Source organism: Rhodococcus sp. BE178 (assembly GCF_050433545.1).
GTDB lineage: Bacteria > Actinomycetota > Actinomycetes > Mycobacteriales > Mycobacteriaceae > Prescottella.
This window is the reverse complement of record NZ_JBNPXA010000007.1, coordinates 147,757-164,252: the sequence shown is the minus strand read 5'-3', so window position 1 is coordinate 164,252 and position 16,496 is coordinate 147,757. Positions and strand designations below refer to the sequence as shown.

Sequence of the window (16,496 nt, the reverse complement as noted above, 5' to 3'; positions counted from 1 at the left end):
CACGGGCCCAGATCGCTACGAGGCCGGACGGGCTCGGATCATGTCCAACGTCTCGTGCAGATACGCCGCGAACACCGCCGCCATGTCGACCGCCTCGGCGTCCAGCAGCCACTGCTGCTGAAGGCCGTCCATGATCGCGACCAGTCGGAACGCGTGCGCCTCGGGGTCGACGTCGGAGCGGAACTCGCCGGACGTGATCCCGCCGCGGATGGCGTCCGCGATGAACCCCCGGATGCGGCGGTAGCGAGTGCGGGCCCAGGTGTGGGCGGGATGATCGGCGGTGGCGGACTCGGCGCTGAGGACCGTGAAGAGTTGGACGAGCCCGGGCACTCGCTGGTTTCGCTCGACCAGCTCGACGAGGGCCTCCATGGCGGCGATCCCGGTCAACGGCGCGCCGTCGGCGTCGACGAAGCGCTGGGCGTCCATCTCGTCGCGGAGGTCCAGCGTGGCGGCCAGCAGTTCTTCCTTGTTGCGGAAGTGGTGGAGCAGGCCGGGTTGGGAGAGTTCGGCACGCTCGGCGATCCGGGCAAGCGAGGCGCCGCGGTAGCCGTTCTCGGCGAACTCCTCCATCGCGACGTGCAGAATCCGGGCGCGCCGGGCCCGGCCGACGGCGTAGCTGCCGCCCCGTCGGGGACGGGTGGCTGCATCTCTGCCCTTCTCGCGGGTGGTCACGGTCTCACTGTAGGCGGGCAAATATAACGGCGAGATAACAAACCTAGTACGTACTCGGTATTTGCGGTTAGCCTCGATTCCAGCGGTCGAACAGGCCCGGTCCGCGTGACGTTCGAAGGAGTGCTGGTTGTGAACAGCCGAGACGGTGTGACTGCGGTGGACGAGGGCAAGCTGGGAAAGCTCCTCGCGGAACTGACGCTCGAGGAGAAGGTCGGTCTGCTGACCGGCGCGGACTTCTGGTCCCTCGACGCGATCGAGAAGATCGGCCTGCGCAAGGTGCTCCTCTCGGACGGCCCCAACGGCGTCCGCGGCACGACCTGGGACGAGCGTGACACCAGCCTGCTGTTCCCGAACCCGTCGGCGCTGTCCGCCACCTGGGACCCGGAGCAGGTCCGGCGTGCCGGCGCCCTCATGGGCGCCCAGGCCCGGGACAAGGGCGTCGCGTGGCTCCTCGCCCCGAACATCAACATTCACCGCTCGCCGCTCGGGGGCCGGCACTTCGAGTGCTACTCCGAGGACCCGCAGTTGACCGCCGCGATCGTGGAGGGCTTCGTCTCCGGTGTCCAGGCCAACGGCGTCGCGGTGACGATCAAGCACTACATCGGCAACGAGTCCGAGACCGGGCGCATGACGTACGACGCGCGGATCTCGGAGAAGGCGCTGCGTGAGGTCTACCTGGTGCCCTTCGAGGCCGGGGTCCGCGCGGGCGCGTGGTCCGTCATGGCCTCGTACAACTCGGTCAACGGTGCGAGCCTGACCGACAACCGGCGGCTGCTCACCGAGGTCCTCAAGGAGGAGCTGGGCTTCGACGGCGCGGTCGTGTCGGACTGGTTCGCGACGCGCTCGACGGCCGCGTCCGCGAACGCGGGCCTCGACGTCGCGATGCCGGGTCCGCAGAGCCCGTGGAGCGAGGCGCTCGTCGCCGCGGTCCGCGCCGGCGAGGTCGCCGAGAGCGTCGTCGACGACAAGGTGCTGCGCGTGCTTCGGCTCGCCGCTCGCACCGGCTACCTGGACGGCTTCGCGGGGCCCGCCCCGTCGACGACCCCGGCCGATGCGGGCGAGCAGTTGCGGGAGATCGCGGCGCGCGCCATGGTCGTGCTGCGCAACGAGGGCGGCGTCCTGCCGCTGGCTCCGGCGTCGCGCAGTCGCGTCGCCGTCCTCGGACCGAACGCCGCGGTGCTGACCGCGCAGGGTGGCGGCTCCGCGCACGTCAACCCCACGCACATCACCAGTCCGTTGGCCGGGCTGCGCGAGGCGTTCGGCGACTCGGTCGAGATCGACTACCGGGAAGGCGTTTCGACGCAGCGCATCCTTCCCGCCATCCCGGCGGACGTCGCCCGCGACCCGGTGACCGGCGAGCCGGGCTTTCGCGTCGACTTCGTTTCGGCCGACGGCGCCGTTCTCGCGACCGAGCGCCGGCTCGCGTCGCGTCTGGTGTTCATGGGCACCGTCCCTCCGGGCACCGCCGAGGTCCGCGTCCGGACCGATCTGACCGTCGCCGAGGGCGGCACCCACCAGTTCTCGGTGTCGGGTTCCGGGGAGTACTCCCTGAGGATCGGCGCGGCCGAGCCGCATGCGATCTCGCTCACCAGTGCCGACGACGACCCGATCGAGAATCTCGTCAAGCCGCCGGAGCGTCGCGTTTCGGCCGAGCTCGTCGCCGGCACGATCAACGTCGAGATGCGGATGGTCGCACCGGACCACCCGATGGTGATGTTCGGCCTCAACCACGAGGCGCCACGCGAGGCTGCGGATGTGGCGTTCGCCGCCGCCGTCGAGGCCGCGCGGAACGCGGACGTGGCGCTGGTCTTCGTCGGCACCACGGACGAGGTGGAGAGCGAGGGCTTCGACCGTGTCGATCTGCTGCTTCCGGGTCGGCAGGACGAGCTGGTGTCGGCGGTGGCCGCGGTGAATCCGAAGACGGTCGTGGTCGTCAACGCCGGTGCGCCGGTCGAAATGCCTTGGCGGGACGAGGTTGCGGCGGTGCTGTGGGCGTGGCTGCCGGGCCAGGAAGGCGGCGGTGCGATCGCCGACGCGCTCACCGGCGTCGTCGAGCCCGGCGGCCGGCTGCCCACCACCTTTCCCGCGGTCGGTGCCGACTCGCCGGTGCTGTCGACGCAACCCGTCGACGGCGTCATCGACTACGCGGAGGGCTCGACGTTCGGGTATCGCGGGTACGAGACGGCCGCGATCACCCCGGCCTACCCGTTCGGGCATGGTCTCGGCTACAGCACCTGGGACTACGAGGGAATCACCGCCGCGGAGACCGAGTCGGGTGCGGTGACGGTCGAGGTGGCCGTCCGCAACACCGGCGTGCGCACCGGACGCGAGGTCGTCCAGCTCTACCTCGGCGGCGAGGGCGCCGACGGGAACGACCCGCTGCGGCTCGTCGGTTTCGCGTCGGTGAACGCCGACGCGGGGGAGGCGGCGACCGCGCGAATCACCGTGGACCGCAGGACCCTGGCGCGGTGGGACGAATCGGCGGCGGCGTGGCGGGTCGCGGGCGGTTCGCGGACGCTGGTCGCGGCGCGATCGGCCTCCGACCGTCGGCTGACGACCGAGATCGAACTGAAGGACTCGGCGGTGTGAGCCGGGGATCTCTGATGACTCCCATCTTTCGCCCGAAGAACCCCTGAACCTCAACGAGGAGAACGCAATATGACCGTCAATCTGTCCCGCATCACGATCTCGCGCGGCGAGCTGTCCTTCTTCGAGGCGACGCCCGAGGCCGGCACGGAGGTCAAGGGCACCGTCGTCATGGTCCCCGGATTCACCGGCTCCCGGGAGGACTTCCTCCCGATGGCGCCGTTCGTCACCGCCGCCGGTTACCGCCTGATCTCCTACTCGCAGCTCGGCCAGTACGACTCGGACGGCCCGGACGGCCCGGATGCGGTGGGCGAGTACACGATTGCCAAGTTCGCCCTGGACCTCGCCGAGGTGCTCGACAAGGTCGCGCCCGGCGAGAAGGTCCACCTCCTCGGCCACAGCTTCGGTGGTCTCGTCACCCGGGCCGCCGTGCTGAACGACCCGGCGCGCTTCCTCGACTATGTGATCCTCGACTCGCCGCCGAGCGGGCAGAACCTGGACATGGACCTGGACATGGGCCAGATCCCGGCACTGCTGCAGGAAGGCGGCAACGAGGCCCTGTGGCAGGCCATGTTCGGAGCCCTGCAGGAGGCCTTCCCGGCACCGGTCAAGGAGTTCCTGCGGGGCCGCATCCTGGCCACCAAGACCGCGAACATCGCCGGCATCGCCCTCTCCATGAGCGCCGAGCCGGACCGCGTCGAGGAGTTGGCGGCGACCCGTCTGCCGATCCTGGTCGTCGCCGGCGAGGAGGACGTCATCTCGGTGGAGGTCCAGGCCGACGTCGCGTCTCGGCTCGGCGTGAAGTTCGAGATCATCGCGGGGGCCGGCCACACACCGAACGAGGAGAAGCCCGAGGAGCTGACGAAGGTGCTCGTCGACTTCTGGGGTCAGACCGCCTGACGCCGAGACTCATGCCCGACACATTCGAGTGGTCCGTCAGGACGCCTCGAACCGGGCCTCGACATCCGCGCTGATGCCGATGCGTTCGGGGGTCAGCTCGATCGCCGGCCGGCCGGTGTCGGCGCCGTCCGGGGCCGCGGCCGAGGCGGCCATCATCCGCACCGCGGGAGGGCCGTAGATCTGCAACGGCGACACCGGAGTCGTCGCTGCTGACCCGGGAACTGCTCTACACCGCCATCGCCCGCGCCCGGACCGACGTGCGCATTGTCGGGACCGAGGAGGCCGTTTCGGGCTGCCGTGGGGCGGCGGGTGTTGCGGGCGAGTGGGTTGCGGCGGTGGTGACCCCTACTGCTCGTTCGTGCTTTCACCTGTGCGGAGCGGGCTTCGTTCGGCACCCATCGTCACCGCGGCGCGCGCGTAGTCGGGATGGGGGTTGTCGATGATCAGACGGGTGCCGTCCTCGCTGATGGTCGCCCGGGCGAACTCGTGAATCCAACGCGCGGCCGCGGCGGTGACGACCAGCAGGACGAGCCCCGTGAAGAGCGAGAACGCTGCGAGCTCGGCATGCGAGGATTTGACCAGCACTCTCGGCACGGCGACGAGCAGGCCCAGGGTGACCACGAGTAGCGCGGCGGATCGGGCCCGCCGTCGGCGGAGCCAATGCCGACATGCGACGCAGCCATGCATCGTGACGGTAGTCGAATAGGCGGTTGCCAGCCGGTCCACTCCTCGGTGGATTCGGGCCCAGCCGAACATGAGATCGTGCAGCAACTGCGATCGACGAGGCTTGAGATCGAAGTCCGTCGCGGGCCGTGAATAGCAGCGAAAGCGCCTCGACCACGTCCCCGGTTCACCGTGCGCCACACAGAGTTCGGGCATCGGTACCGCGGCGAATCGCATCACCTTTCGAATTTGAGCATGATCCTTCCATCGGCCGAGTTCGTCGTCAGACCCTTCACGCAGAGGGAAGGCGACCTGGTCCGTCGTTGAGGGAGCCACGATCGGTATGCATAGCCTCCGATCGTGGCCCAGTGCAAGTCTTCCCGGCCCCACTGGTACGTTGCGAACGTGACCGGGGCCGGGGAGGGCCGAGGCCCGAGATTGGGGGATGCGGTGCTGGTCGATCCGAATGCGCTGGATGTTTTCGCTGCCAGGCTGGGGGACCTTGCCGAACAGGTTTCGGAGGCTACGGCCTATCTGGAAGACCACCTCTCGATCGGAACGGCCGATGGCCGCATCTTCCTGTCGGTTGCACCCACGGTCTCCGCCGTTCGGACGCTTTTGGTGGACAACGCCGCCGCGATCGGGCGCCTCGTCGCCGTGTCGGGTGAGGAGATCGCCCGCACCGCCGAACAGTACCGGGCAACCGATTCGACGAACGCGACGGCATTGGACCGCGTGTACTGAGCGCCACTGAAGAACTTTCGGAAGGGGGGACCCGATGACTGATGACCCACGGAGCGCGTTACAGAAACCGGTTGCTGAGGATCCGGTACCGGATCCGCTCGAGAACGCGCTCAGCGGTTCCTATCTCAGCCCGACCTATTGGCTGACCGCGCCCGTCATGGGGGCACTCGGAATCATTGGGGTGGAACAGAACCCGATCGACACGATCGCGGATTCAGTCGCCGGTAACTGGGCGGCAGTGCAGGAAGCTGGTCGTGCGGTGAAGTCCCTCGGTGACTTCACTGCACTGATGTCCGAGGCGCTGTCGTCGGCGACGAGCACCGCTGTGCAGTCATGGGAGGGCGACGCCGCCGATTCGGCCGCCGGCTACTTCGACGAGCTGGTTCGCGCCGTCGAGTCTCAGCAGCACGCAATCAATTCGATGGGGGACGAACTGGAGACTGTGGCACTCGGCATGTATGAGTTCTCACAGTCCATCAAGGGACTGCTGGCGATCGCCACGGATCTGATGATCCAGTTCCTGATCGAGTTGGCCGCGGCCGGTGCCTCGACCATCGCAGCTGCCACCGGAGTCGGTGCGATCATCACCGCGAGTGCCTGGGCCGTGGCACTCGCCACCGGGTGGAAGGTCTTCCAAACGATCCAAAAGATCCTCGACGTCCTCAACAAGGCTTTTCAGGGTGCGCAGGCCGTTACCGGCCTGATCACCGGCTACATGGGCGCTATCGGAGATGCAAAGCTCCCGGCCCTGCCCGGCGCTGCCTCCGGTCGAGGCGGGGTGTGACAGTGGTCGAAGAGCATCCGTTGCTTCCCTCGCTCGAGAACGATCCGGCGATGGCGCTGCAGCTGAGGAAATCCCTACAGATTCTGTCGGATGCCACTCCCGATCAGGCCTTCAAGTCGATGGTTACCGAGATCCTCGCGGGGCGGATGAGTCTGCGCGACGGCGTCGACTCGACCACCTTCTCGGGTGTCGTCAATCCGCTGGTTGTCGGATCTCTCACCGAGTTGTCACAGTTGAGCGCCGAAGAGAAGGAAGCGCTTGCAGCGCAGGGGCAGCGGAGGATCGAAGAGGAGTACGCAGCCTCGATCGCCGCTGCTCCCGCGGACGGTGACGACGAGTATTTCGATGACCGGCCGCCGATCCTGGGCACCGACTGGTGAGCACAGGCCCGGCGTCCGTGTCGCTGCTTGTCTCCCGCGCAGTGTCGAGCCCTCTCAGGAAGTCTCGAACCGGGCCTCGACGTCCGCGCTGATGCCGATGGGTTCGGGGGTCAGCTCGATCGCCGGGCGGCCGGTGTCGGCGCTGTCCGGGGCCACGGCCGAGGCGGCCATCATCCGCACCGCGGGAGGGCCGTAGTCGGGGCGTTGCCCCGGGTTCAGCATGCCCGGGTCGGCGAGCGCTACCGCCTCGATGCGCTTGCAGCCCAGGCTCCGTGTGTAGCCCTTGGCCTTGGCGAGCGCGTCGCGGACTGCGAGATCGCGCACCCGGGTGAGAGCCTTGGTATGAGCCTTCCGGGTGAGCGTCCATTGCAGATGCCCGACGTCGACGCCCTCGATCGCCGACACCCGGTCGACGAAGGCTGCAACCGCGCCGAGGTCGCGGAAGGTGACCGAACCGGTGGCCGTCGAGCGATAGTTCCACGGCAGCTTCTTGCCCTGCGGGTGATACGGCCGATACCGGGTGTGCTGGACCTGATCGATCGACGTCCGCCGGAGCGGGCGCTGCGAGTCGTTTTCGAGTTCCTGGATCAGCTCGGCCAGGGCCGCCGCAGACTTCGCGGCGGGATCGGCGGCCTCGGCGCGGGTGGCGCCGTCGAACGCGATGTTCAGTCGCACCACGCACCGGTTGGGCATGAACGAGCGCTCGGCGTGGCCGGTGACCGTGATCGTTACGGGATTCGTGGGCATGAGGCCAGTCTCCCCGACAGCACCGACAGGTCAGTACGGAATGGACCGCTCAGAACAGGGTCGGCTCGGCGCGGGCGCCGCTGCGGGCCTCCTGGACCCGGGCGTTCCACCGTTGGACCAGCCACATCTCGATCAGCTCCGGGTGGGTCCGGGCCTGGATCGACCACGTGCGCAGCAGCTCCTGGTACCGGTCGTAGCGGCGGAGCGTGAAACCACTGACCGACGGCTCCTCGAGCCAGCCTTCGTGGATCAGCGTCGAGACGCCGTGCTGGTCGATCATCTGCGCCCGGATGCCTTCCCGGGTCACACCGACCGCCCACAGGTAGACCGCCAGGAGGGACACGCCGACACCGGGAGTGTCGGGCCAGCCGGACCAGTTGCTGCTCGACGCGGGCGGCAGCGTCCGCGAGGTGGCGCAGTGGTCGAGGATTAGTTTGATCTTCCGGAGGGGGTCCTTCGGGGTGTAGGCGTCGAACACGTCCGGCAGACGTCGGGTGGCGCGCCGGTTCGGGTGGGCACTGCGCCACGCCGCGCACAGGAACAGCAGGCCCAGTCCGTTGTGATCGGCGTCGAACAGTTCGCTGTCGAGCCGGAGATCGTTGCGCTGCACGATCGCGGTGCCGCGGTTGACGACCCGACCGTCCAGATCACGTCCGTGGAGAACGATCTCGTGCTTGCTCGCGCGGAGATGGTGGTTCCACCAGTTGAGGTCCACCTGGACGCCGTCGTCCAGCACATGGAGCGGATAGGCGCGGGCATCACACCACTGCACGCACGCCTCCGGCGGCTCGAACCCCTCGTCAAGCAGATGCATGCCGCGATGATCGCACCAACCACCGACGCGGCGGCGCGCGACACGGCCGCGGTGTCGACGATGCTCCCGCCGGATTGCGGGGAGGTCAGTTCGGCACAGTCCAGGCCTGCCGCAGTTGTTCGAGCGCGTAGGGCCACGGAATGCGTTCCTGCTCCAGTCGCAGTTCCCCCGCGCGGAGTGCCTCGAGTGCCGCGGTTTCGCCGGCGGTGAGCAGTCCGAACGTGCCGGGGGCGGGGGACGGGTCCGTGACCGCGAGCTCGCGCCACCGGTGGAGCGTCTCGCAGTCCATCAGCAGGCTCCGCACCGCGGGCAGGTGGTGGCGCAGGCGATCGAGGATCGCGAATCCGTGGCTGTCCAGGTCGCCCCAGTACCAGACATCCGGCCCCGTCAACCAGGGCAGGGCGGCGAGTTCGTGGACGGTGTAGCCGCCACCGTGCAGCGCGACGGTCCCGGGCATGTCCGGCAGTGCATGCAGACCCTCCTTGTTCTCGAGGATCAGGACCCGGGCCGGTTGCAACGGCAGCGCGCCCAGCTCGTCGACGGCGGCCGCGAACACCCGCGGCCCGCCGGGCAGCAGGCACCGATCGAGCACCGCCAGCTCGTGCATGCGCGGCGCCGTCCGTACCCCGAGGCCGCCGTCGCCGCGTACACCGGCGACCAGTGTCTCGATCACGCGCCGATGGCGCGAGATCCATTTCGTGTCGACACCCGGCACCGGGAGTTGCCGGATGAACATGCCGGACGGCGGATTCGTGAGGAGCCATCGCAGCACGTCGATCAATCGATCGAAGTCGTTGTCGTCGAAGGACTCCCACGTGGTGGCCGTCGACGACACCGCGGCTGGAAGATCCGGTGCGGCCGGGGCGATGCCGGACACGAGCCGGTCGCGGCGGTCGCTGAGCCGCCGCCACTGAGCCCCCCGGCCGGCCGCGGCCGCGATCTGTCCGGCGCCGTGGAACGACACCCGGACCGGGATCTCCTGGGACCCGAAGCTCGGCCAGCGGCGGGTCTCCCACTCCACGAGGCCCGCACCGGCATGCGCGCGCCAGTCGCGTGTCCAGGCCACGACGGCGTCGGGATCCGCGGCCACCGTCGCCTCCGACGGCGGAGCCAGGCCCACCACCAGAGAGTCGGTGTCCGCGTTGGCGGAGTCGGCGAGCCAGCGGCGCCGGCGTGCGTTGTAGGCCGTGAGTGCTTTGGCCGTGACGGCGGACGGGGTGACACACGCGGCGCGCGTCATGCGGCGTCGTCTCCCTCGTGCATGTCGGGGCCGCGGTCTTGCCAGTCGATGAGCGCGATCTGTGAGTACCGGTTGTCGCGGATGCTCACCGCGGCGGCGCCTCCGATGTACTCCTCGAGCGTCTGCAGCAGCTTGAGCGGCGTCGCGAGCACCATGTGGAAACCGAACTGGGTGAACACGTCCAGTGCCCGGCGGGTGTAGGCCGAGTCGGCCCGGTCGAAGGCCTCGTCGAGGATCACGGTGCCGTATCGCGGAAGATCCTCACCGGCGGAGGCCAACTGGTATCGCAGTGCCGCGGCGAGGCAGAAGAACACGAGCTTCTGCGCCTGCCCGCCGGACAGCCCGGAACTCGAGTCGTGGTAGTTGCGGATCTCGTCGGTGCCGTCGACCTCGACGCCGATGAAGCCCACGTGCAGTCGGGTATCGAGGACCTGGCGCTGCCACCGCTGGTCGGCGGGTTCACCGGAGGAGAGTCGTTCGAGCAGGACGGCCATTCGTTCGAAACGCTGCTCGGCGTCCGGCCGTTCCTCGGCACTCCAACTGCCGCTGTTGATCCGGTTCAGCTCGTCGAGGAACTCCGCGGCGGCGGGGGAGCGCCGCTCGCGCACATCGATACGCAGCCACCGGTCGACATCGAACGGGGAACGGCTCAGGGATTCGTTGACGGGGTCGATGCGGGCCCGGATCTCGCCGGGCGCCTTACGGATCGCACGGGCCAGCTCGCCGATGTTGCGCACCGACTGGTCGTGCAGCAGTTGGAAGAAGCGGTCCTCGAACTGCGGCAGGCCGTCCGCGCGCAGCCGCGCGAGCACGGCCAGCGCGTCGTCGACGTAGTCCGCGTCCGCGCGCAGTTCCCCGCCGCGGGCCTCCCAGCGGGCGAGGTACTTGGAGAGCAGTCGCACGATCGCCGCGCTGGTGGTGGAGATGGTGTGCTGTGCCCGCCGATTCTCCTCGTTGATGCCCTGACTGACCTCGTACGCCTTCTTGTCGATGTTGTCGGAGGTGAGCCGGCGCGAGACCGCGGCGAATCGGGCATCGAGACGGGCGGCGACGTCGGCCGGAACCGGCTCGGTGGCGGCGTGCCGCGCTTCACGGATCTTCGTGTCGAGCTCGACGAGCTGCTTGCGGTGCATGGTCAGTGCCGCGTCGGCCGCCGAGCGGGCCGCGTCGGCGTCGGTCTCGGCGGCGCGCGCCCGGTCGAGGGCCGCGGTCAGCGCCGCGTGCTCCGGGTTGTCCTGCTGCCACCGCGCGAGCCGCTCGTCGAGGGTGGCGAGAATCGCCTCCGCGCCGCGCAGATCGACGTCCTGCCATCGGGCGTCGAGGATGGTCTGCGCCGCCTGGTTCTGGCGTGCGATGACGCGGTCGTGCCGATCCAGATCGTCGAGGCGGGCGGTGAGGGTGGCGACGGTGGCGTCGAGTTCCTGGATGCGCCGCCGGATGTCGGCGAGCTTGGCCTCGTTGTCGAAGCCGAGCACCCACCGGCCGCGGTCGTCGATGTGGCTGCGGTCGTCCTTCTCGTGCCGCTGCTGCGAGTGCCGGATCTGGCCCGCTCGCGTGACCGCGCGGTCGTGCTCGGACAGCTCGGCGGCGGTGTCGACGCACGCGTAGTCGAAGCGTTCGGCGAGGTGCTGGTGGATCCAGCCCGCCAGCGGACCCTCGGTGACGTCGAGTCGTCGGACCAGTGAGTGCGGTCCGGTCCGCGCCGCGGTCGAGGCACCGGCGACGAGCCGCACCCGCCGGTACACGAGGCGGGCACCGAGGTGGGTGGCGTCCACCGCGGCCGCAACGGCGCGGTAGGCGTCGTCGGGCACGAGGAGGGTGCGGGCGAACCCGCCGAGGACGCGTTCGATGGGGCCGGTCCAGTCGGTGAACTCGTCGCGCACCGCGATCAGCTCGCCGGCGAAATGGAGTGTCTCCTCGGGTAATCCTGCTGCAGCGCAAATCGTTTCGCGGGCGCGGAGCAGCAGGGGGTCGATGTTGGACCGACGTCGCGCCAGCACCTCGCGGTCGTCGGTGAGGCGCTCGCGCTCGCGGGCCGCGATGCCCCGTCGATCCGAGATCTCGTAGCGGTCGTGTAGTCGCACCTCGTGGCCGGTCGCGGCCTGCGCGAGTTGGTCCTCGAGGTGCGCCCGCAGCGTGACGAACTCCTCCGCGGAGTCGGGGACCGTGCCGTCCCACGCGGCGACCGCCTCGGCGACCTGCCGGCGCCGCGCCCGCACCCGTTCGCTCGTCTGTGTCTGGGCGTCGCGCTGCGCGCGCAGGACCGACAGCCGGCCGCCCTCGATACCCTCGAGTCGGACGGTGAGGTCGATGGTCTCCTGGCGTACGCGGTGCGCGGCGTCGGTGGCCTCGCGGGCGCCGGCCTCGAGCAGTGGTGTGTTGGCCTGCAACTCGAGCTGCTCGTCCTGCAGCAGTGCCAGGGCGCGCTGGGCGCGCACGGCGTCGAGGTGGGTGATCTCCTCGTCGGTATCGCGTTGGATCCGCACGGCGCGGCCGCGGGTGGCCGCCAACTCCACCAGCGGCTCGAGGGCCTCGATCTGTTGTCGGGCGTCGACCACCACGCGGTGCGCCTCGCGCAGGTCGTCGAACTGGTCGACGGCGCGCTGGGCCATCGCGAAGGTGGCCGGTTCGTCGAGCATGTAGTCGCGCAGCAGTTGGTCCAGGCTGGTGAGGCTCTTCGCGGACAGTGTGCGGTGCAGCAGACGCTGCGCGGCTTCGCTCGAAATGCCCAGGCGGGAGCGGAAATTGCGCGCGAACGGGCTGTAGGACGGATTCACCGCGGCATCGGGCCAGCGGCGCCGGATGGCACGGGTATCGATGCCACGGGAGACGAACGGCGCCATTTCCGTGAGGTCGAGTTCCTGGTCGAGGATCACGTGCAGGTGGGTGACGTCGGAGGCGGCGTTCTGGCCGCGGCCGAGGTGCATGAGCTTGATCAAGGTCACCGGGTCGGCGTCCGTATCGGTGCGGTAGGTGAGCGCGACCGCACTCCAGGTGGCGCCGTCGCGCAGATACGCGGTTCTCAGTCCCTCGGTGTCGGTGCCGGCCTCACGCCGCCACGCGCCGCGGATGTAGCTGACGAAGTTGCGTCCCGACTTGGTGGACTCCTGGGCGGCGGCGTTGAAGTGCACCTGGCCACCGGGCACCAGGACCGCGGAGATCGCGTCGATGAGCGTGGATTTGCCGGAGCCGGAGTTGCCGGTGATCAGGAAGCCCTTGCGGGACACCGGAAGGTCGTGGTGTCCGTGCAGGGTTCCCCAGTTGACCACCTGGACGCGGGCAAGGCGGCGCTGGCCGGGGTGAACCGGCATCTGGGGAGCGGTCACGATTCGTCCTCCTCGGCGATCCGGCGGAATTCGGCTTCCACGGCGGCGATCTGGTCGGCATCGAAGAGTTGGCGCAGCACCGGGGAGATCTCCATCCGGTCGTCGGTGGTGGTCTTCGACAGCAGCGAGTACTTGTCGAGCTTCTTCCACGACGCATTCACTCGTTTGGCGTAGCCGGCGGGGTCGGTGTCGCCCTCGGGCCGGTACATCTCGAGCTGCTCGCGCAGTTCGTCCAGGTCGACGATCACCCGCTCGCCGGGCTGGGCCCGGAGCAGGCGCTGGCGCAGCGCCAGCAGCATGACCGTGTCCATGAAGGTCAACCGCTCGGTGCGCAGCACAGTGGGGTTCTTGTCGTCCCCGGTCTCGGCTGGGCGTGTGAACGCGAGCTCGTTCTCGTCGTCGACCACCAGGTCGAGGAACACGTCCGCGAGGCGCGAACGCAGCAATCGTTCCTCGCGAATCACCGTGCGCCACACCTCGGGATGCTTGGCCGCGGTGATCAGCGGGCCCTTGAGTAGCTGCACCAGCGCCCGCCGGGTCTCGAGGTCGAGCTCGCCGGTGTCTCCGGGATAGCGTGCGGCGGCGAGCGTCTCCTCCGTCGTCACGGGGCGGCCTCCTCGATGGTGCGGGCGGTGCGGCTGGTGAACTCGTCGGCGGTGGGATCGAAGACGAGACGCCGAATGGTGGCACGGCGGGACACGCCTGAGGCGGAGACCCACTCGATGTGCTCGGTGCCGTCGACGGGGTGTCCGTGCCGGGTCGCGAGCACCATCAATCCGACAGCGCTGGCGAGGCCCTGGGTCGCGGGATGCTCACGCAGCACGTCGCCGATCGACGCACGGCCGTGCGTGCGTAGCGTGGCCGCCACGTTGTCGGTCAACTCGTCGAAATCGATCTCCGACTCGCGGACCAGCCGGCGCAGGTCGGCCAGGTCGACCACACCCGACGGCTGCGTCTGCACCGGTTCGGTGACCAGATCGTCGGCGGGGTTGTGAAGCTTCAGTGCTGCAACGGATTCGATGCTCATGCCGATCCGCACCAGTTCGATGTCGAGCACGTCGAAGGGGCGCAGGCCGCCGACGACGTCGACCGCTCGCTGCTGCGCCGACCGCAGCAGCTTCTGCAGGCGGCGATGTTCCTCGTAGTTGCGGGACTGGACGAAGTGGCGCAGCGACCGCGACAGCGAGGTCATCGTCGCGTGGACCTCGGAGGCCGCCGTCTCCATCTCCGTGAGCAGCGTGCGGAACCGTCGTCGCTGGTCGGCGGTGAGCCTGGCGGCGAACGGGCGCCCGAGGACGGTGTCGATCCATTCGTCGAGCTGGGACGAGCGGGCCGGGTCGAGGATCATGTCGTAGAACGCCGTGAAGCTGCGTCCGGCGTCGGACTGGCCGATCAGATCGACGCCTCGGAACACGTCGCCCAACGTCTCGCCCCGGTCGCCGTCCTCGTCCAGGATCTGGGCTCGCAGGTTCCGGTTGAGTTCCTCGAGCTCGGCCCGCACCCGCGCGAAGTCGCCGGGGACCTCCGACGCCAGTGTCAGGATCTCCGCGGACCGTTCGACGGCCCGGTCGCCGTCGAGGACCGGAAAATCGCCGGACTGCACCGCGGTGATCTGTCGGTCGAGTTCGTCGCGCTCGGCCAGTAGCGCCGCCAACCGGCTCTCGCTGCGGGGATCGGAGTCGCGCGCCAGGGCCTGCAACTGGGTGGAGAGGGTGGTGAGGCGGGATTCGGTGACGACGGTGATCTGCGCGTCGAGGCCGGAGACGAAGGACATCGCCGCGAAGGCGCCGTCGGTGGGCTCGAGGGTCTCCTCGCGTGCGGCCTGGCTGGTGCGTCGGAGGAGGAAGCCCGATCGAACCCAGTCGGCGCAGTAGCCCTGGCCGGTGCGGGGCAGATCGTGCCCGGCCTCGCGGAGCTCGAGCAGGTCGGCGTCGAGGAGCGCGAACAGTTCCGGTGCCGGCAGTCGGCGGGTTCCGTGGTCGAAGTGCCGGCTCAGCAGGGCCAGCACGACCGCCGCGTTGTCGGAGCGCAGCAGCGCCCACCCGGCGCTGTCCGCGCGTAGGTCCAGGAACCGGTGGACGTCGCTGGTCGCGGACATGCGGTTCCTTTCTCCGGTGGGTGTCTGAGTCGGAGGTCTCTCGGGCGACCATGCTGTCACGACCTGCCGACAGCGCGGGGCAGGCCGTGCCGATGCGGGCGGGTGGCAGTACCGAGGAAGCGCGCCTACCTTTGACAATGAGGGCTCGATCGCGAGTGGCTACGCGAGCCGACCGGGCCCTCGCGGGTGACTACAGATGGCTGCGTTGGGTGTGTTGGCACTGGTCGTGGGCGTGCTGCTGATCGTGATCGAGGCGCACGTTCCGACCTTCGGCGCGCTCGGCATCACGGGCACGCTGCTCTCCGCGGCCGGCGTCTGGCTGCTGTTCACCTCCGGTGGGCTGGGCATGGAGATCACGGTCCCCGCCGCGGCGGGTGTCGCCGTCGTCGGAGTCGGGGCGGTCGCCGTCACCGGCCGGAAGGTCTTGAGCGCGCGGCGCGAACCTGTGCGGACGGGGGCGGAGTCGATGATCGGGTCGGAGGCCACCGTCCGCAGCTGGGACGGCGACCACGGTCAGGTCGAGGCCGACGGCGGATTGTGGCGCGCCCGAATGGAGTTCGGCTACACCGAGACGCCGCGAGCGGGGGAGAGCGTCGTCGTCGAGCACGTCCGTGGACTCACGTTGAGCGTGCGTCGTCGTGAACCGTGGGAGCTGTCATGTTGATGACCATTGCCCTTGCTGTCATCGTTGTCGCCCTGCTCGCCGTCATCGTGGCGTCGGCGGCCGTCCGGGTGCTGCGCGAGTACGAGCGGGGTGTGCTGTTCCGGTTGGGGCGGCTCGTCGAATTGAGGGGACCCGGTCTGGTCCTGCTGATTCCGGCTGTCGACCGGATGGTGCGGGTGAGTCTGCGAACCGTCACGCTGAACGTCCCCATGCAGGAGGTGATCACCCGGGACAACGTGCCGGTCAAGGTCACCGCGGTCGCGTACTTCCGGGTGGTCGATGCGGACCGCGCGATCGTCGGCGTTGAGGACTTCTTCGCGGCGACGTCGCAGATCGCGCAGACGACGCTGCGGTCGATCCTCGGCAAGGCGGAGTTGGATGCGCTGCTCGCCGAGCGCGAACGCCTCAACGAGGACCTGCAGAAGGTGATCGACCAGCAGACCGAGCCGTGGGGCGTGAAGGTCACCACCGTCGAGATCAAGGACGTGGAGATTCCGCGGGACATGCAGCGGGCCATCGCCCGTCAGGCGGAGGCCGAGCGCGAGCGGCGCGCCAAGATCATCAACGCGGAGGCAGAGTTCCAGGCGTCCGCGAAGCTCGCCGAGGCCGCGGACGTGATCAGCCGCAACCCGACCACCCTGCAGTTGCGCTACCTGCAGACCCTGGGGGAGATGAGCGGGGAGAACAACTCCACCGTTGTCTTCCCGCTGCCGCTCGACCTGGTCCGGCCGTTCCTGAAGACGGGACCGGCACCGGAACCGGAACCGGAACACGCGGCGCTGCCCGCCGCCCGGACCGACATCGACGCACTCATCTCGGCGTGGATGTCCCTGCAGCCCGACGCGCAGCGCGCGGGCAAGTAGCTCGGCAGCTACTCA

16 protein-coding genes are annotated in these 16,496 nt (G+C 69.2%); 7 read left to right on the top strand and 9 right to left on the bottom strand.

What is annotated here, in order from left to right; all coding sequences use genetic code 11:
* Nucleotides 1–15: 15 nt before the first annotated feature.
* Nucleotides 16–672: a TetR/AcrR family transcriptional regulator gene (locus tag J2X34_RS14890; protein WP_217487195.1), complete on the bottom strand. Its 657-nt coding sequence runs from the start codon at nt 670–672 to the stop codon at nt 16–18.
* A 129-nt stretch (nt 673–801) separates the two neighbouring features.
* Between J2X34_RS14890 and J2X34_RS14885 the strand changes: the two genes are divergently transcribed.
* Together J2X34_RS14885 and J2X34_RS14880 are read left to right on the top strand one after the other, a co-directional pair.
* Entirely contained in the window at nt 802–3,261 is a 2,460-nt protein-coding gene (locus J2X34_RS14885; RefSeq protein ID WP_429518071.1) for a beta-glucosidase, read from the top strand.
* Nucleotides 3,262–3,330: 69 nt separating this feature from the next.
* A complete protein-coding gene (locus J2X34_RS14880; protein ID WP_429518069.1) occupies nt 3,331–4,158 on the top strand; it encodes an alpha/beta fold hydrolase in 828 nt (275 codons plus the stop codon).
* A gap of 36 nt (nt 4,159–4,194) precedes the next feature.
* On the opposite strand, the gene J2X34_RS14875 is transcribed toward J2X34_RS14880, so the two are convergent.
* Entirely contained in the window at nt 4,195–4,353 is a 159-nt protein-coding gene (locus tag J2X34_RS14875; RefSeq protein ID WP_174909339.1) for a hypothetical protein, read from the bottom strand.
* 150 nt (nt 4,354–4,503) lie between these two features.
* Nucleotides 4,504–4,845: a hypothetical protein gene (locus tag J2X34_RS14870; protein WP_429518067.1), complete on the bottom strand. Its 342-nt coding sequence runs from the start codon at nt 4,843–4,845 to the stop codon at nt 4,504–4,506.
* A gap of 381 nt (nt 4,846–5,226) precedes the next feature.
* On the opposite strand from J2X34_RS14870, the gene J2X34_RS14865 reads away from it, so the two are divergent.
* The 3 genes from J2X34_RS14865 to J2X34_RS14855 are packed head-to-tail and all read left to right on the top strand — an operon-like array spanning nt 5,227 to nt 6,729.
* Nucleotides 5,227–5,565 (top strand): type VII secretion target, encoded by a 339-nt coding sequence (locus tag J2X34_RS14865; protein WP_429518065.1) that lies wholly within the window; start codon nt 5,227–5,229, stop codon nt 5,563–5,565.
* Nucleotides 5,566–5,599: 34 nt separating this feature from the next.
* Nucleotides 5,600–6,349, top strand: a complete 750-nt coding sequence (locus J2X34_RS14860; RefSeq protein WP_429518064.1) for a hypothetical protein — start codon at nt 5,600–5,602, stop codon at nt 6,347–6,349.
* Between the two features lie 50 nt (nt 6,350–6,399).
* Nucleotides 6,400–6,729 (top strand): hypothetical protein, encoded by a 330-nt coding sequence (locus J2X34_RS14855; protein WP_429518062.1) that lies wholly within the window; start codon nt 6,400–6,402, stop codon nt 6,727–6,729.
* Between the two features lie 54 nt (nt 6,730–6,783).
* Here the strand turns inward: J2X34_RS14855 and J2X34_RS14850 are convergent, their stop codons facing one another.
* From J2X34_RS14850 to J2X34_RS14825, 6 genes are all read right to left on the bottom strand, one after another.
* Entirely contained in the window at nt 6,784–7,476 is a 693-nt protein-coding gene (locus tag J2X34_RS14850) for an SIMPL domain-containing protein (protein WP_429518060.1), read from the bottom strand.
* Nucleotides 7,477–7,525: 49 nt separating this feature from the next.
* The gene (locus J2X34_RS14845; RefSeq protein ID WP_429518058.1) at nt 7,526–8,290 is read right to left on the bottom strand and encodes a hypothetical protein; all 765 of its coding nucleotides are present in this window, start codon (nt 8,288–8,290) and stop codon (nt 7,526–7,528) included.
* A gap of 85 nt (nt 8,291–8,375) precedes the next feature.
* Nucleotides 8,376–9,530 (bottom strand): DUF3322 domain-containing protein, encoded by a 1,155-nt coding sequence (locus J2X34_RS14840; RefSeq protein WP_114722281.1) that lies wholly within the window; start codon nt 9,528–9,530, stop codon nt 8,376–8,378.
* Nucleotides 9,527–12,841, bottom strand: coding sequence for an ATP-binding protein (locus tag J2X34_RS14835; protein WP_429518175.1), 3,315 nt, complete (start codon nt 12,839–12,841; stop codon nt 9,527–9,529). Before J2X34_RS14835 ends, J2X34_RS14840 begins: the two co-directional genes overlap by 4 nt.
* Before the next feature lie 11 nt (nt 12,842–12,852).
* The gene (locus J2X34_RS14830; RefSeq protein ID WP_114722280.1) at nt 12,853–13,461 is read right to left on the bottom strand and encodes a DUF4194 domain-containing protein; all 609 of its coding nucleotides are present in this window, start codon (nt 13,459–13,461) and stop codon (nt 12,853–12,855) included.
* Nucleotides 13,458–14,954, bottom strand: a complete 1,497-nt coding sequence (locus J2X34_RS14825) for a DUF3375 domain-containing protein (protein ID WP_429518055.1) — start codon at nt 14,952–14,954, stop codon at nt 13,458–13,460. Before J2X34_RS14825 ends, J2X34_RS14830 begins: the two co-directional genes overlap by 4 nt.
* Nucleotides 14,955–15,150: 196 nt before the next feature.
* Between J2X34_RS14825 and J2X34_RS14820 the strand changes: the two genes are divergently transcribed.
* Nucleotides 15,151–15,618, top strand: a complete 468-nt coding sequence (locus J2X34_RS14820) for an NfeD family protein (RefSeq protein ID WP_429518053.1) — start codon at nt 15,151–15,153, stop codon at nt 15,616–15,618.
* Nucleotides 15,618–16,481 (top strand): slipin family protein, encoded by an 864-nt coding sequence (locus tag J2X34_RS14815; RefSeq protein WP_114722277.1) that lies wholly within the window; start codon nt 15,618–15,620, stop codon nt 16,479–16,481. The genes J2X34_RS14820 and J2X34_RS14815 overlap by 1 nt, the downstream gene beginning before the upstream one ends.
* Nucleotides 16,482–16,496 lie beyond the last annotated feature (15 nt).

Coding starts and splice junctions, on each gene's coding strand:
- J2X34_RS14880 (WP_429518069.1), top strand. CDS start 3,331: ATGACCGTCAATCTGTCCCGCATCACGATCTCGCGCGGCGAGCTGTCC.
- J2X34_RS14870 (WP_429518067.1), bottom strand. CDS start 4,845: ATGCATGGCTGCGTCGCATGTCGGCATTGGCTCCGCCGACGGCGGGCC.
- J2X34_RS14860 (WP_429518064.1), top strand. CDS start 5,600: ATGACTGATGACCCACGGAGCGCGTTACAGAAACCGGTTGCTGAGGAT.
- J2X34_RS14855 (WP_429518062.1), top strand. CDS start 6,400: ATGGCGCTGCAGCTGAGGAAATCCCTACAGATTCTGTCGGATGCCACT.
- J2X34_RS14850 (WP_429518060.1), bottom strand. CDS start 7,476: ATGCCCACGAATCCCGTAACGATCACGGTCACCGGCCACGCCGAGCGC.
- J2X34_RS14845 (WP_429518058.1), bottom strand. CDS start 8,290: ATGCATCTGCTTGACGAGGGGTTCGAGCCGCCGGAGGCGTGCGTGCAG.
- J2X34_RS14840 (WP_114722281.1), bottom strand. CDS start 9,530: ATGACGCGCGCCGCGTGTGTCACCCCGTCCGCCGTCACGGCCAAAGCA.
- J2X34_RS14835 (WP_429518175.1), bottom strand. CDS start 12,841: ATGCCGGTTCACCCCGGCCAGCGCCGCCTTGCCCGCGTCCAGGTGGTC.
- J2X34_RS14825 (WP_429518055.1), bottom strand. CDS start 14,954: ATGTCCGCGACCAGCGACGTCCACCGGTTCCTGGACCTACGCGCGGAC.
- J2X34_RS14820 (WP_429518053.1), top strand. CDS start 15,151: ATGGCTGCGTTGGGTGTGTTGGCACTGGTCGTGGGCGTGCTGCTGATC.
- J2X34_RS14815 (WP_114722277.1), top strand. CDS start 15,618: ATGACCATTGCCCTTGCTGTCATCGTTGTCGCCCTGCTCGCCGTCATC.